This window comes from Exiguobacterium sp. s140 (genome assembly GCF_018617035.1).
Lineage (GTDB): Bacteria > Bacillota > Bacilli > Exiguobacteriales > Exiguobacteriaceae > Exiguobacterium > Exiguobacterium profundum.
The window spans coordinates 1,254,945-1,270,610 of the sequence record NZ_JACSJK010000001.1; the positions used below are offsets into that span (position 1 = coordinate 1,254,945).

At 51.0% G+C, this 15,666-nt stretch carries 13 protein-coding genes and 1 pseudogene; 4 read left to right on the forward strand and 10 right to left on the reverse strand.

Going from position 1 to position 15,666, the window contains the following annotated elements:
• Positions 1-36: 36 nt before the first annotated feature.
• Positions 37-2,254: pseudogene (secD, locus tag KNO61_RS17220) on the reverse strand (protein translocase subunit SecD).
• A 211-nt stretch (positions 2,255-2,465) separates the two neighbouring features.
• Here secD and zupT point away from each other — a divergent pair.
• The gene (gene zupT / locus KNO61_RS06525) at positions 2,466-3,326 is read left to right on the forward strand and encodes a zinc transporter ZupT (RefSeq protein WP_214734043.1); all 861 of its coding nucleotides are present in this window, start codon (positions 2,466-2,468) and stop codon (positions 3,324-3,326) included.
• A gap of 35 nt (positions 3,327-3,361) precedes the next feature.
• On the opposite strand, the gene KNO61_RS06530 is transcribed toward zupT, so the two are convergent.
• The 9 genes from KNO61_RS06530 to KNO61_RS06570 form a co-directional block, all read right to left on the reverse strand.
• Positions 3,362-5,134 (reverse strand): methyl-accepting chemotaxis protein, encoded by a 1,773-nt coding sequence (locus KNO61_RS06530; protein WP_214872806.1) that lies wholly within the window; start codon positions 5,132-5,134, stop codon positions 3,362-3,364.
• 494 nt (positions 5,135-5,628) lie between these two features.
• Positions 5,629-5,907, reverse strand: a complete 279-nt coding sequence (gene yajC / locus KNO61_RS06535) for a preprotein translocase subunit YajC (RefSeq protein WP_214684889.1) — start codon at positions 5,905-5,907, stop codon at positions 5,629-5,631.
• An 84-nt stretch (positions 5,908-5,991) separates the two neighbouring features.
• Positions 5,992-7,137 carry a tRNA guanosine(34) transglycosylase Tgt gene (gene tgt, locus KNO61_RS06540; protein WP_015881169.1) on the reverse strand — a complete coding sequence of 382 codons (1,146 nt, stop codon included), beginning with the start codon at positions 7,135-7,137 and terminating at the stop codon, positions 5,992-5,994.
• Positions 7,134-8,192: a tRNA preQ1(34) S-adenosylmethionine ribosyltransferase-isomerase QueA gene (queA, locus tag KNO61_RS06545; RefSeq protein WP_371816591.1), complete on the reverse strand. Its 1,059-nt coding sequence runs from the start codon at positions 8,190-8,192 to the stop codon at positions 7,134-7,136. The genes tgt and queA overlap by 4 nt, the downstream gene beginning before the upstream one ends.
• 3 nt (positions 8,193-8,195) lie before the next feature.
• The gene (gene ruvB / locus KNO61_RS06550) at positions 8,196-9,197 is read right to left on the reverse strand and encodes a Holliday junction branch migration DNA helicase RuvB (protein ID WP_214872807.1); all 1,002 of its coding nucleotides are present in this window, start codon (positions 9,195-9,197) and stop codon (positions 8,196-8,198) included.
• 10 nt (positions 9,198-9,207) lie between these two features.
• Positions 9,208-9,795 (reverse strand): Holliday junction branch migration protein RuvA, encoded by a 588-nt coding sequence (gene ruvA, locus KNO61_RS06555; protein ID WP_074037474.1) that lies wholly within the window; start codon positions 9,793-9,795, stop codon positions 9,208-9,210.
• 93 nt (positions 9,796-9,888) lie between these two features.
• Positions 9,889-10,968: a quinolinate synthase NadA gene (nadA, locus tag KNO61_RS06560; RefSeq protein ID WP_214872808.1), complete on the reverse strand. Its 1,080-nt coding sequence runs from the start codon at positions 10,966-10,968 to the stop codon at positions 9,889-9,891.
• The gene (nadC, locus tag KNO61_RS06565; RefSeq protein WP_214872809.1) at positions 10,931-11,800 is read right to left on the reverse strand and encodes a carboxylating nicotinate-nucleotide diphosphorylase; all 870 of its coding nucleotides are present in this window, start codon (positions 11,798-11,800) and stop codon (positions 10,931-10,933) included. Before nadC ends, nadA begins: the two co-directional genes overlap by 38 nt.
• A complete protein-coding gene (locus tag KNO61_RS06570) occupies positions 11,754-13,187 on the reverse strand; it encodes an L-aspartate oxidase (protein ID WP_214812062.1) in 1,434 nt (477 codons plus the stop codon). The genes nadC and KNO61_RS06570 overlap by 47 nt, the downstream gene beginning before the upstream one ends.
• Positions 13,188-13,282: 95 nt before the next feature.
• Between KNO61_RS06570 and KNO61_RS06575 the strand changes: the two genes are divergently transcribed.
• The 3 genes from KNO61_RS06575 (at position 13,283) to KNO61_RS06585 (ending at position 15,616) form a co-directional block, all read left to right on the forward strand.
• The gene (locus KNO61_RS06575) at positions 13,283-14,413 is read left to right on the forward strand and encodes a cysteine desulfurase family protein (RefSeq protein ID WP_214872810.1); all 1,131 of its coding nucleotides are present in this window, start codon (positions 13,283-13,285) and stop codon (positions 14,411-14,413) included.
• Positions 14,391-14,930: a transcription repressor NadR gene (locus KNO61_RS06580; protein WP_015881161.1), complete on the forward strand. Its 540-nt coding sequence runs from the start codon at positions 14,391-14,393 to the stop codon at positions 14,928-14,930. The genes KNO61_RS06575 and KNO61_RS06580 overlap by 23 nt, the downstream gene beginning before the upstream one ends.
• Before the next feature lie 107 nt (positions 14,931-15,037).
• Positions 15,038-15,616: a DedA family protein gene (locus KNO61_RS06585; protein WP_214684628.1), complete on the forward strand. Its 579-nt coding sequence runs from the start codon at positions 15,038-15,040 to the stop codon at positions 15,614-15,616.
• Positions 15,617-15,666 lie beyond the last annotated feature (50 nt).

The following is a 15,666-nucleotide window of genomic DNA, read 5'->3' on the forward strand; positions in this document are numbered from 1 at the left end:
TTGAAAAGGTCTCCCGATTGAAGGGAGACCCACTTGTTACGCCTCTGTGACCGGCGTATCTTTTTTCTTGTTGATTGTCGTACGTTTGATGAGGAGCCATAAATACGATGCAATGAAGATCGAAGAATACATCCCCATGAAAAGTCCGACGATGAGCGCGAGCGAGAAGCTGCGAATCGACTCGGCACCGAACACGTACAAGGCAATCGCTGTAACGAGTACCGTGATGACCGTATTCACGGACCGTACGATCGTCTCTTGAATCGACTTGTTGATGATCGACTCATAGACGTCCATCGACTTGATTTTTCGTTCCTTTTCATACGACGTGATGTTCTCGCGGACCCGGTCGAACGTTACGATTGTATCGTTGACCGAGTAACCGATGATGGTCAAGATCGCGGCGATAAAGTACAAGTTGACCTCGATCCCAAAGAGCGAGAACGCGACAATCATGAAGAAGGCATCGTGTAACATCGCGATAACAGTTGCAAGTGCATATGAGAATTGGAAACGCACCGTGATGTAGAGAATAATCCCGATTGATGCGACGGCTACCGCATACAAAGCATTTTTCGCCAAGTCACGACCGACTTGAGCCGAGACGGTGCTGATGTTCGGGTCGTTCCCGAATTGTTCAGTGAACGCCGTCTTGACGTTCGCGACTTCCTCTTGTCCCAATTGGCCAACGAACGTCACGTATGCCAAGCGACCTTCATTTGCATATTGGACGCTTGAAATCTCTTGGTCAACTCCGGCATCGTTAAACGCTTTCGTGAATTCTTCTTGCGACACACGTTCTTCCGTTAGTACTTCGACCCGCGTCCCTGAAGCAAAATCGATTCCGAGGTTCAACCCACGGAAGAACAAGAGACCGATTCCGAGAACGACGATCGCCGTCGAAACCAAGAACATCGTGCGCATATGTTTCACGTAATTCCATTCAGTAAGCTTAAAGTTCACGGATTTCACTCTCCTTCACACCAAACCATCCTTTGCGTTTGTCGAACAGACGACTTGAGACAAGGAGGTGCATCAAATAACGTGAGATGAATACGTTCGAGATGAACGTCATCCCGATTGAGATCATGAGCATGACGGCGAACCCTTTGACCGAGCTTTGTCCGAAATAGAACAAGACCGCAGCCGAGATGAGCGTCGTCAAGTTAGCATCGATGATCGTACTGAGGGAACGACGGTTACCTGCACGGAATGCCGATAAGACCGATTTTCCAGAGCGGAGTTCGTCTTTGATTCGTTCCGCGGTAATAATGTTCGCATCGACTGCCATACCGACCCCGAGGACGAGTGCCGCAATCCCTGGGAGCGTCAAGACCGCATTGATTCCGTTGAAGAACAACATGATCAAGTTGATGTACAGAACAAGCGTGATGATCGACACGAGTCCTGGGAGACGATAGAAGAACAACATGAAGAGGAATACAGCGATGATTCCGATTGTTGCGGCAAATACCGTTTCTTCTAAAGCATCTTGACCGAACTGGGCCGATACGGATGTCGAGTAAATCTCATCTAATTTGACCGGGAGCGCCCCTGCGTTCAAGATGTCCGCAAGGCGTTGACCGCTTTCCGCGTCAATTCCACCACCTGAGATGATGGCTTTATCCGATAGGATCGGGCTCGTTACCGAAGCATCTGACACAATCTTCGAGTTCTCTTTTTGAACTTCTTCCTCATATGTGTCGCCCTCTTCATAGTCGAGCCAAATGACCAGACGGTTCTCAGGAGCTGGGCGTTGTGCAATCTCGGATGTCACTTCACCAAACTTTTCAGCCGATTGAAGCGTCAACTCAACGACCGGTTGTCCTTGTTGGTTGTAGCTGAGCGCTGCCCCACGCGGCGCCAAGTCTTTCCCATCGAGCAAGACGTTGTCGTTCACGTCACGGAATGTCAATTGTGCCGTAGACGAGAGAACCTCGCGCGCTTCGTTTTGGTTCGATACGCCCGCGAGCTGGACGCGGATGCGATTGTTTTCTTCGATTCGAACGTCCGGTTCAGAAACTCCGAGGACGTTGATTCGGTTATTGATGGCGCGAACGGTTGCATTCATCGCTGATTTGTCGATGACGTCGCCGTCTTCGAGCGGTTGTACTTCATACAAAACTTCGAATCCACCTTTTAAGTCGAGTCCGAGGTTCGTGTTCTTAACGACCCATGGTGTCGTGAACACTGCGAGCAGGATTGTCGCAATCATGATGATCGCAAAAATCGCAATGTTGCCTTTTTTGTACATACGACTATTTCCTTTCCAAACCACTGTTCTTGATAAAAACTTCTCTCGTTAACATTACAAATTTTCTAAACATTTATCAATCATTTTCCTAAAATTGTAACGACCTTCACGGATTGTTCGACTGAGTTTGCATATAAGACTAAATGTTGTGCATGGGCAAAACTTCATGTATGATGTAGCTAACATCAAAACATCAAAGGAGTCTTTCCATATGGACAGCACAGTTATTTATGCCTTTCTCCTTACTCTATTCGCCGGTCTAGCTACCGGAATCGGGAGTATGATCGCATTCTTTGCGAAACGGACGAACACAGCATTCCTCTCCATCTCGCTTGGATTTTCCGGAGGCGTCATGATTTACGTGTCGTTCATCGAGATTTTCCCGAAAGCGCTCGAGGAACTCGTCGGCGCTCACGGAGAATATACGGGTACAATCTACACCGTTCTCGCATTCTTCGGTGGGATGTTCTTGATTGGCATGATCGATAAGTTCATTCCGAAAATGGAGAATCCACACGAAGTCAAGTTTGTCGAGTCGATGCAGAATGACCCGACAACACATGAACTTGCAACGACGACGACAAATGAAGCGGCTCCAATCAACCATCCAGAGGTACAAAATCGACTAAAAAAAATGGGGATTTTCATGGCACTCGCCATCGGGATTCACAATTTCCCAGAAGGACTTGCGACGTTCGTCTCGGCACTAGATGACCCGACCGTCGGCTTAGCCATCGCCATCGCCATCGCCCTACACAACATTCCAGAAGGGATTGCCGTCTCCGTCCCGATTTATTATGCGACGGGCTCACGGAAGAAGGCGTTCAAGCTTTCGATGTTGTCAGGGCTTGCCGAGCCAGCTGGAGCGGCCATCGGATTCTTGTTACTCATGCCGTTCTTGAGCGACACCGTCTTCGGACTCTTGTTCGCGGCGGTCGGTGGCATCATGGTCTTCATCTCGCTTGACGAATTGCTCCCTGCCGCCCGTGAATACGGACACGCCCATCATTCCATGTATGGAATGGTTGCTGGTATGATCGTCATGGCGACAAGTCTAATCCTATTAATGTAACGAACAATGCCCTGACACGCGCGTCAGGGCATTTGTTATGTCGTTTTAAACAGATGGACGACATCTTTTAATTCAGACGACATGTGACTCATCGTTTCAGCGATGCCGTTGATTTCTTGAATGGCGGCAAGCTGTTCTTCGACGTTCGCACCGGCTTCTTCGACGCTTCGCTGTGTCGAGACGGCGTTTGTCGACATATCTTCAACAGAGACGGCAACTTCAGTCGTATTGGCGCTCACTTCTTCTGTTGCTGCCGCAATCTCACTCATTTGACGGGACGTCTCTTCGATGACCGATACGATCTCACGGAACGCCTCGGCCACTTCTCCCATTTGCGATACCCCATTCTCCACATGTACGCTCGATTCTTCGAACGCCGATTCGACTTGCTCCGTGTCACGTTGAATGTCACGGACGACGGTCTGGATTTGAATGGCGGATTGTTTCGATTCCTCAGCGAGCTTTCTCACTTCTGCCGCGACGACGGCAAACCCTTTTCCGTGCTCACCCGCACGTGCTGCTTCAATCGCCGCGTTTAAGGCAAGTAAGTTCGTCTGTTCCGTGATCGCCGTGATCGAACGGGTGATTTTCTCGATTTCAAGCGATTGGTTCGATAGACGGTTCACCATCTGTTGAGTGAGCTCGTTGGCACGGCGAATTTCTTGCATCCGTTTCTCTGCCAATTGAACGGTCTCAAGTCCACCGTTCGCCGCCTCAAGTGTATGTATCGTCTGCTCATTCACACCTTGTGAGGCCGCAGCGATTTGATTCAATCCATCCACCGCTTGATTGACGCCAATCGTCCCTTCTTCTGCTCGCTTCGAGGATCCTTGCGCAGCCACATTCATCTCTTCGAACAATCGGGAGACACCTTGGGTCGTTGTCGCGACATGGTCTGTGCTTGCGTAAAGTTCTTCAGAATAAGCGGTCACTTTGTCCGATGCTTCTCCAACACGCCGAATCAAGCCGACTAGGTTATGCTTCATTTCATTGAATGCCGTTACCAGGTCTCCTAGTTCATCGTTAGAGGCGACCTCGATATCTTCTCCCGTCAAATCCCCTTCTGCCATGATGCGTGCCTGACGACCAAGTCGATTGATCGGTTTTAAGAAGAGGCGCTGTAAGGCAAGTAAAGACAGAATTCCAATCACGACACCGCCAATGCTGATGATGAGCATCCAGAGGATTGAACTCTCCGCTTCGGCCTGTACAGCTTTCGTCTCGGATGCGAGGAGTTCGTCCTTGTATTCAACAAGGTCTGTCACCGTCATCCGAACACGGTCTGTCGTCGGTGTCACACTTGTGTTGAGCACCGTCTTATATCCGATTTCGTCCTGTTGTTGACGAAGTTCGACGGCACGGTTCATCTCACGGTCTAATAGCTCGTTAAATTTCTCCAAATCGCCCAACCAAGACAAGACCTTTTCATCAGATGATGATGCCTTCAGCTTCTTCATCAATTCGTCTCGCTGCTCTTGAGCACCCTGTAAACTGATGAGCGTCTTCGGATTGGCCACAAGCATATAGTAATTCAAGTATCGTTCGGCATCCGTCACCGCTAGGGATAGATTCTCTGCAAGCAGCATCTCCTGCATGCCTTCACTGAGGACCCGGTCATAAGCGGCAGTCGATTGTCTTAATTGATAAGATCCGAGCGCGCCGACAATGACGAGCGCAATGATCGTCGGAATGAGTGCGATGGACATCCGTCGTCTCAGGGACGAGCGTCCTTTCTGTTTCGTACCACTTCGTTTTATGGTCCAGCCTTTCCACTTCTTCATCGAGTTAATCAATCGTTTCACGTCCATGTCATTCGTTCTCCTTCATCTCGGATTTCTTCTCAACTTGACATTAATGCAAACGTTTTCACAAATCAAATCGATTTTTCGAAATGAGGTGGATAAAATTTGAATCCGATTCGTTTTGACAAAAAGAAGTCATCTTTATATGCTTTAAATCGTAATTATTACTTTTTTTGAGAGGATTCTCTATGATTGTGGAACATACAAAGTTATTAATTATTGGTGCTGGTGTACACGGAATGACCCTCACCCTCACATAAACAAGGCGGGTATTTGGAGGATTTGATTATTGTCGATCGACTCACTGACCCGTTATCGAACTGGAAACAACAAACTTCATCCATCTCTATGTCGCACCTGCGTTCGACCCGAGTGCATCACGATTCTTGGTCCGTTCGCAAGAGCCGTCTATGGCGGACAAGAAGCCGCTCGAAGAATCCTCCCCCAACTTCTAGCCACACAAAAAAGCGTCTGACCATGATGGTCAGACGCTTACTTGCTTATTCCTCAAATGAGGCATTCGCTTTTTTCACGACTTCCGCAATTGCGCTTCGGTTGAAGCGGAGAAGCGATTGATCGCATTTCAAAACGACATGTGTGTCTTCGATTTGATGAACGACGCCGTGTAAACCACCGATTGTGACAACGCTGTCGCCACGCTCGAGGGCGTTTTGCATCGCTTGTACTTCTTTTTGGCGTTTCGTCTGTGGACGAATCAAAAGGAAGTAAAATACGACGAAAATCAAGATCATTGGTAATAACGCAACGAGTGTTTCCATGAGTAACATTCACCCTTTCCTTCAATATCAGGTTCATTATACCGTGAAACTGAAGCATTGTCACACAATGTCCGACATGATTGCTTAGAAATTCTTCGCGTTCGGCTTGTTGTAGCCGTATTCTTCAAAGAACTCTTCTTTGAAATCGAGCAAGCGGTCTTCACGAATCGCTTGACGAACCTGCTCCATCAACTTCACAAGGAAGTGAAGATTGTGTGTCGTACACAAGTGAAGACCAAACATCTCATCCGCTCGAATCAAGTGGTGAACGTACGCGCGCGAGTAATTCTTACACGTATTACAGTCACACTTCTCATCGATTGGACCGAAGTCCGTCTTATATTTCGCTTGTTTGATCGTGACGCGACCTTTCGACGTCATGAGCGTTCCGTTTCGTGCAATACGTGTCGGAAGGACACAGTCGAACATGTCGATCCCGCGAATCGACCCTTCAATCAACGCATCCGGTGAGCCGACGCCCATCAAATAACGCGGTTTGTTCTCTGGCATGAGCGGCGTCGTGAATTCGAGGGCACGATACATGACGTCTTTCGGTTCACCGACCGAGAGACCACCGACCGCATATCCTGGGAAATCAAGTGAGACGAGGTCTTGGGCGCTTTGACGACGAAGGTCCTCATATTCTCCACCTTGGATGATGCCGAAGAGCGCCTGGTCTTCTGGACGTTCGTGTGCCTCGAGGCAACGTTCCGCCCAACGGCTCGTCCGCTCGACCGATTTTTTCATATATTCATGTGTCGCCGGATAAGGCGGGCACTCGTCAAATGCCATCATGATGTCCGACCCGAGCGCGTTTTGAATCTCCATCGCTTTTTCTGGTGACAAGAATAACTTGTCTCCGTTCAAATGGTTACGGAAATGTACGCCTTCCTCTTGAATGTTTCGGAGGTCGGCTAGTGAGAACACTTGGAATCCACCCGAGTCCGTGAGGATTGCCCCGTCCCAGTTCATGAACTTATGAAGTCCACCCGCTTGTTTGATGACCTCATGTCCTGGACGAACCCAGAGATGATAGGTGTTCGACAAGATAATGTTCGCACCCATCGCCTTGACCTGTTCAGGTGCCATCGTCTTGACGCTCGCTTGCGTCCCGACTGGCATGAAGACCGGTGTCTCGAACGACCCGTGCGGCGTATGGACGATTCCGTGCCGCGCTCCGGTCTGTTTACATGTGTGGATGTGTTCGTATGTGACTGCATGTTTTGTCATTTTGTTACTTCCTTCCTCGTGATGAGCATCGCATCTCCAAAGCTGAAGAAGCGGTATCGTTCTGCGACCGCAGTCCGATAAGCGTGTAAGATGATGTCGCGCGTCGCGAACGCCGAGACGAGCATGACGAGCGTTGATTTAGGGAGATGGAAGTTCGTGATCAATCCATCGATTGCCTTTAACTCAACACCAGGGTAAATAAAGATATCCGTCCAGCCCGATGACTCGACGAAGTCCCCGTGATCTCGCATGATCGTCTCAAGCGTGCGCGTCGATGTCGTCCCGACCGCAAAGATGCGACCGCCATTCGCTCGAATCTCTCGAAGCGCAGCTGCCGATTCAGCCGACAACTCGAAATATTCACTATGCATCGTATGTTCCTCGATCGAATCAGCCGTCACCGGACGGAACGTCCCGAGACCGACGTGAAGGGTGAGCGGGATCAACCGAACCCCTTTCGCTTTCGCTGCTTCGAGCAGTTCCTCGGTGAAATGAAGACCGGCTGTCGGAGCGGCCGCACTGCCTCGTTCACGGGCATAGACCGTTTGATAGCGGTCTTGGTCATCGAGTTGTTCGCGAATGTACGGTGGGAGCGGCATCGTTCCAAGCTCGTCTAAAATCTCATAGAAGATGCCGTCGTAGTCAAACTTGAATCGACGTCCGCCTTCTGGGAGTTCCTCGACACATTCCGCACGGAGAAGACCGTCCCCGAACTCGACGATGGACCCGACGCGAACTTTTTTCGCCGGTTTGACAAGTGCTTCCCATACATTATCTTCCGTCTGTTTCAACAAGAGCAGTTCGACTTTCCCGCCTGTTTCTTGCTTCGCCCCAAAAAGGCGTGCCGGTAAGACGCGCGAATCGTTGACGACGAGCGCATCCCCTTCGTTCAAGTAATCGAGCACGTCACGGAAATGACGATGTTCGATGTCCCCTGTCTCGCGGTCTAATACGAGCAAGCGTGAGCTCGTCCGATCGAGCAATGGGACTTGCGCGATCAACTCTTCTGGCAATTCAAAATCATAATCGTTTACGTTCAATTGAATGTCTTGCATACCTTACTCCTCTTCCTCTTCATAACCAAAATGCGACTTGGCAAACTGTGTGATCATCCGTCCTCGCGGCGTGCGCTGCAAGAATCCTTGTTGTAATAAATAGGGCTCATAGACATCCTCAATCGTCTGAGCATCCTCACCGATGGTCGCAGCGAGCGTCTCAAGCCCGACCGGTCCACCTCCGAACCGCTCCACCATGGCCCGAAGCAATCGATGGTCAACTTCATCGAGTCCGAGCGCATCGACGTGTAGCCGGTCGAGCGCATCAGATGCGAGCACTGGATCGATTTCTTTCGTACCAGCCACTTGTGCGAAATCACGGACACGACGCAAGAGACGGTTTGCAACTCGTGGCGTCCCTCGTGAGCGTTTCGCAATCGCACCGCTCGCCTCCGGTGAAATCGAGAGACGGAACAACTGGGCCGTCCGGCTGACGATGGCCGCTAACTCATGTGTTTCGTAATATTCGAGCTTCAACGTGACACCGAAACGGTCACGTAAAGGCGCCGACAACATCCCTGCTCGTGTCGTCGCGCCGACAAGCGTAAACGGTGGTAGGTCGATGCGGACGCTACGAGCCATCTCCCCTTGCCCATAGACGATGTCGAGACAGTAGTCTTCCATCGCCGGATAAAGAATTTCTTCAATCGTCCGGCTCAAGCGATGGATCTCGTCGATGAACAAGACATCCCCCGGCTCGAGGGTCGAGAGAATCGCAGCCAAATCGCCCGGTCGTTCAATCGCGGGCCCGGCGGTCGTCTTAATTCCGACGCCCATCTCGTTGGCGATGATTTGGGCGAGCGTCGTCTTCCCGAGTCCCGGGGGACCGTATAAGAGCACGTGGTCGAGCGTCTCACTACGAAGTTTAGCGGCCTGAATGAAGACCGACAAATTGCCTTTCACCTTTTCTTGCCCGATATATTGCTCGAAGCGCTGCGGACGTAAGCTCCACTCTTCAGAGTCTTCATATTGCTGATGAGATTGTGACAACAATCGTTCGTCCATAGCTTCCTCCTTATTTCAGTAACAGCTGTAGCGCGCGTTTTATGTACGCGTCGGTCGTCAATATTTCTCCGCTCAATGCTTTGCGGACTTTTAGGATTTCCCGTTCAGAGTAGCCGAGCGCGACGAGCGCCTCACACGCCTCATCGAGTTCAGATGCACCTTGGGCAAACAACCCTTCGTTCGGCACATAATCCGGTGCGAGCTCGGATAACTTCCCTTTCAAGTCGAGCGCCATCTGTTTGGCCGTCTTCTTGCCGACTCCCGGGAACTTCGTCAAATACTTCTCGTTCTCGGTTTCAATCGCATCGATCAACGCGTCGATATCGCCGGACGCGACGATGGCAAGCGCACCTTTTGGTCCGATCCCGCTCACGCTAAGGAGTTTATTGAACAGCTCACGCTCACGACGTGACCGGAAACCGTATAACGTCTGTTGGTCTTCACGCACATAATGATGCGTAAACACGATTACATGTTCGTCTTGTTCACGATAAAAAAACGGGTTAGGCACATGTACTTTGTAGCCGACGCCCGAGACATCTAACGTTATATATTCCGCACACACATAGGCGACGGGTCCTTTTACAAATTCAATCACGATGTACTCTCCTTTTTGGTCGGAAAAACTGCATTTATTGTACCATAATGGGCGACACGAAAAAAGGACAGGCGTTTACCTGTCCTGAAGCGATTACCGTGCAAGCATTCGTTCAAGTGCGCGTTTCGACCACTCTGTCGTCTCATGATCGACGCGAATGACGTTCACAGGGTCCGTCTCGAGTGACTCGAGCGCCCAGAGAAGATGTGGCAAGTCGATTCGATTCATCGTGAGGCACGGACACATGAATGGGTTCAACGAGACGATATCAAGATGTGGGTACGTTGCCGCCAACCGGTTGACGAGGTTCATCTCCGTTCCGACCGCCCACTTCGTCCCCGGTGCGCTCGCGTCAATCTTGTCGATGATATACGATGTCGATCCCGCCTCGTCCGCAGCCTGGACGACGTCAAACGTACATTCCGGATGGACGATGATGCGACGATCCGGCTCACGCTCACGGAACGCCTGAATTTGCGATACCGTGAACTTCTCATGGACAGAACAGTGTCCCTTCCATAAGATGACTTTCACTTGCTCGTCATCTCCCTCCGCGACCAATTCTTCACGGAGCGGATCCCAAACAGCCATCGCCTCGAGTGGGATGCCGAGGTCGAACGCCGTGTTCCGCCCGAGATGTTGATCGGGAAGGAATAAGATGCGTTCACCTGCCTCAAGCGCCCACCGAACGATTTCATGGGCGTTCGACGATGTGACGGTCGCCCCACCGTGACGACCAACGAACGCTTTGATGGCCGCTGTTGAATTGACGTATGTAATCGGGATGATGCCCTCTCCAAATCGTTCCGTCAGTTCTTCCCAAGCAATCTCCGTCTGATCGATATCAGCCATGTCTGCCATCGAACAGCCGGCACGCATATCAGGTAAGACGACAATCTGGTCGTCCCGCGTCAACATGTCCGCCGTCTCTGCCATGAAGTGGACGCCACAAAAGACGATGAATTCGGCTTCGCTCATCTGTTCTGCGAGTCGTGCGAGCTGGAGCGAATCTCCTGTCGCGTCCGCGAATTGAACGACCTCGTCTTTTTGATAATGATGGGCCGGTAAAAAGAGACGCGTCCCGAGTCGGTCTTTGACCGCCTGAATCCGAGTCTCCATCTCCTCCACCGACAGGTTAGCGTACGTCGGCGGAAGTGTTCCGAGTAGTTGCATCTTTCATTCCTCCTTGTAAATTCAAACTGCAATCGAACGCGCGTACCGAATGAGTCAATTGCCCGAGCGAGATGACATCGATGCGAATGCCTCGATAATCGTCAATCGTGTCGAGCGTGATGCCACCAGACACTTCAATTTTGATGTGCGTCGGTATATGACGGACCCATTCTCTCAATTCATCTGGCGTCCGATTATCAAGCATCACGATGTCCGGATCGGCTTGAACCGCCTCCATCAGTTGTTCGAACGACTCGACCTCGACTTCAATCGGGGTCGTATGGCCGACACGTTCTCGTGCGACTTGAATCGCGTTCGTCACGCCACCAAGTGCGACGATATGATTGTCTTTGATCATGACGGCGTCATCGAGTCTTAGACGGTGATTGTATCCCCCGCCCACACGTACGGCGTACTTTTCAATCATCCGCAGTCCCGGGGTCGTCTTGCGTGTATCGGTCACGTGAATCGCGTCATCGTGTAACGCGTCCACGCACTGTCGTGTCATCGTCGCAATCCCACTCGCATGTTGGATGACATTCAACAGCACACGCTCCGTCTCTAAAATCGCGCGCGTCTTCCCTCTCAAGACGACGAGCTCGTCTCCAGGGACAACCGCTCTCCCGTCTTCTTGGCAAGAGGCCAATTCAAGCCGCTGCATGGTTGCCAGCTCTTCTACGATCGGCTTCCCACAGAAAATGCCCTGTTCTTTGGCGACAATCGTTGCGACCGACTCGTCCTGTCCATCAATCAGCGCACTCGATAGGTCCCCATACCCGATATCTTCAATCAAGAACTGACGTAGCTGTTCGCGTAGGTATATCGTATTCATCATTCCGCTCCATTTCGAGGATGCTTTGCGCGAGAAGACGCGCCGCATCGAGTTGTAAAGTTTGTTCACTTAATTGTCTTGTCACGTGTTTCGTCATGGTCAACGTTTGGGTATTTTGTAAGAAACCTTTCAATTCATTAAGACTTGGTGAAATCGTCAACCATCTTCTAATTTGAGCACGTAACGCTTGAAATGCCACAGGTGAGATGTCGTACACCAACGTCTCCTTCGTCGCCGTGGTCGTCTGATTCAATCGCACCGCCCGCGCGACTCGTTTTCCAAACACCCAACATTCCAAAAGTGAGTTCGAGGCCAAACGATTCATCCCATGTATGCCCGCATCCGCCACTTCACCGACGGCATATAATCCGTCAACGTCTGTCCGTCCCATGTCGTCCACTTCGATTCCACCCATATGAAAATGGAGGCCAGGACGTACCGGAATGCGGCGAGGATTGATCTGGAGTTTGTCACATGTCAACGCAAGCTTCGGAAACCGTTCACGAAGCCGTGTCACGTTTGTCGTATCGAGATACACCGTTCCCATTCGTTCTGTCAGTACCCGCGCCACGTCATCACGAGGAGCGAGACTCCCGAGCGGATGATGCGCCATCACGTGATTCCCTTCGTCATCAACGAGCGTCGCTCCGGCTCCCCGGAGTGCCTCCGTCACGAGATGAGGCTCGTCGGTCGCCAGTAAGGTGGGATGAAATTGGATCCGCTGTAAATGTGTCAGCTTGACCCCACATCGATTTGCCAGAACGAGACCGTCACCGGTCACGGTACGCGCGTTTGAAGTCCAATCAATCAGCCCACCGATGCCACCTGTCGCCAATACGACAGCGCCGGCTTCAATTCGAATGGGCACTTCATCCCGAAACGCCATCGCGCCGACGACTTTCCCGTCTCTCGTGATGAGATCGTGCACGAGCACCCGTTCCAATACGTTCACGTTATCGGGTAACGAGTGACGCAATTGCCTCATGACATGGCGTCCCGTCTCGTCGCCACCGACATGAAAGATGCGATTCAATCGATGCGCGCCTTCACGTCCGAGGGCATAGCCGTCCTCTTCACGGTCGAACCGGACACCGAATCGTTCCATTTCTTCAATCGCTTGACGACCTTCTTCTACGAGAATGTCGACGCGCTCAGCGCACGATGTGTTTTTAGAGGCGAGCATCGTGTCTTCTTTATGGGCCGTACTCGATTTCTCAAGATACGCGCTCGCAATCCCGCCTTGTGCCAAATCGGAGTTGCTCTCTGTCATCTCACCTTTCGAGACGAGAAGAACAGAGAATGATGTTGGTAGATGCAAAGCCGTTGCGACGGCGGCAAGTCCCGTTCCGATAATCAAAATGTCAGTTTTCTCTATGTGTAAAGACACTTGTACATCACCTGTTTTTCATATGTAATGTTGACTTGTAAACTAGTTTCGCATAATTTTGTGTAGAAGACAACATGAGAAAAGGGGAGTCCATGATGAACCGCTACTTCGACTACGCCGCTACACACCCGATGACACATGCAGCATTAGACCATTACGTGGCGATGGCCAAAAACGTTTATGGGAACCCATCATCACTTCATACCCAAGGTTATATGGCAGAAGATTATTTGACAGAGGCACGGCGCTTGATCAAACAGGCGCTCGGGCTTGATATGTTACGAGGAAAATTATTATTCACCGGAAGTGGATCGGAGAGCAATTACATCGCACTGACAAGCTTGCGTAAACGGATGAAGGGCAAAGAGGTGATCACGTCTTGGCATGAGCATGATTCCGTCGCCCTCTTACTTGAAGAATGGGAGCGGGAAGGGATAATCGTTCATCGGTTGAAACTGAAGGATGGGAAGTTTGATTTGGATGCGTTCACCCACCTACTCGACCGTGACATCGGGCTCGTCACGCTCCAGCACGTCAATTCCGACACGGGTTGGGTGTTACCGCTCCACCACATCCAATGCCTCTTGAAATATAATAAAATCCTCTTCCATGTGGACGGGGTCCAGGCACTCGGGAAAATCCCGATTTCTGTCGAAGGCATCGATGCCTATTCGTTCAGTGCCCACAAAGTGGGTGGACCTAAAGGAGTCGGCGCCCTCTACATGGAACGTTTGATTCCTCCCCCATACTATCCGGGACATCATCAATACGGGATTCGGCCCGGAACGATTGACGTTCCTGGAATCAGTGCCTTTGCCAAAGCACTCGGAGAACGTCAGGAACAATTGACACGTTTTCAGAGAAATTTCATGGCGTTTCGTGCTATCTTGAAAGAGAAGACGTCAGCGCATGTCCATTGGCTCGAGTTCGACGAACAAAGTCCCGCCATTTTCTCCTTCGTCTCCCATCAACGCGACGGACAATGGTGGATGACCGAGCTCGACGACCTCGGGTTCCAAGTATCGGCTGGGTCGGCATGTCGAGCAGGCCAAAATGGACCGAACCGCATGCTCGAAGCACTCGGATATGAGACGAGCGCCTGTCATGGACTCGTCCGCATTTCCTTCGGCGCGCAAACGACCGCCGAAGACACATCGGCCCTCGCCGATGCCATCGTCATTTTAGCAAGGAGAGTCGAACATCATGAACAAACGTTTAGCCGGTGAAGAACGCCGTCGCACACTATTACAATTGATTGAATCGAGCAATGAGCCGATCACAGGATCTGAACTGGCAAGACATGTATCCGTCAGTCGCCAGGTCATCGTCCAAGACCTATCGTTACTAAAAGCGAAAGGCCATCAAATCGTTGCGACCGCTCGTGGGTACGTCTACTTGCACGGAGACCTCACCCCATCCACCTATTCGAAAAAGGTAGCCTGTCGTCATACGGCAGAAGAGATGGAGGCGGAGATGAACGCCATCGTCGATGAAGGAGTCACCATCAAAGACGTCATCATCGACCATCCTGTATACGGGTCCATCACGGGACAACTCATGGTGAAGAGTCGCCGCGACGTCCGTGCCTTCCTCGAACGTGTGAAGACGCATGGGGCTTCCCCACTCTCCCAGTTGACGGGTGGTTTCCATATCCATACGCTCGAATCAGACCATAAAGAGGCAATCGATGCTGCGGTGAAAGAGTTGGACCGCCTCGGGATTCTCGTATCCGAATTAGATTGAAGAGACGTCACGAATATGTGACATCTCTTCTTTTTCTTTTCAGTCATGTCCGTTATACTGATGGATGGAACATCTTTCCTGAAATCATTTGAAAGGAGGGCTACGTCTTGAACGTCCTCGAGCATCTACTCGCCGTCTGTGGGGTCTTCAGCATTCCCATCGGTATCTTGGTCCAATTCATCCCGAACGAACTCGTTCTCGCATACGGCGGCTTCCTCGTCGACTCGCATGACGCGCCCTTCTTCCTGACGTTCCTACTGGCGTGGGTCTCCTTCACGCTCAGCCAAATCGGTCTATACTGGATCGGTCGATATGGTGGGCGTCCCGTCGCGCTCAAACTGTATCGTTATTTTCGAATTCGGCAAGACAAGCAACTCCGGGCCGAGCGCTGGTTTGAGAAATACGGTGCATGGATCGTCTGTCTCAGCCTGTTTTGGCGTCAATTATTCGCCGTGAGCGCCGGCGTGATGCGTCTATCGTTCCGTAAGTTTTTGTCGGTGACGACCTTGATTTTTGCCGTCTGGTCATTTCTTTTCATCCATGTCGGGATGATGCTTGGTAGCAATTGGCGCATGATCGGTCACTTCATGGACGATGTCATCCCCTTCTTGGCTCTTGCTGTCGGGATTATCCTCGTCGTTCGACATGTTCGTCAGCAACCAAAACGTGTGAAAGAATCAGCGTGACTTGCGCTGATTCTTTTTTGTTGGAAAGGGAAACGCTCACATCTGTCGAA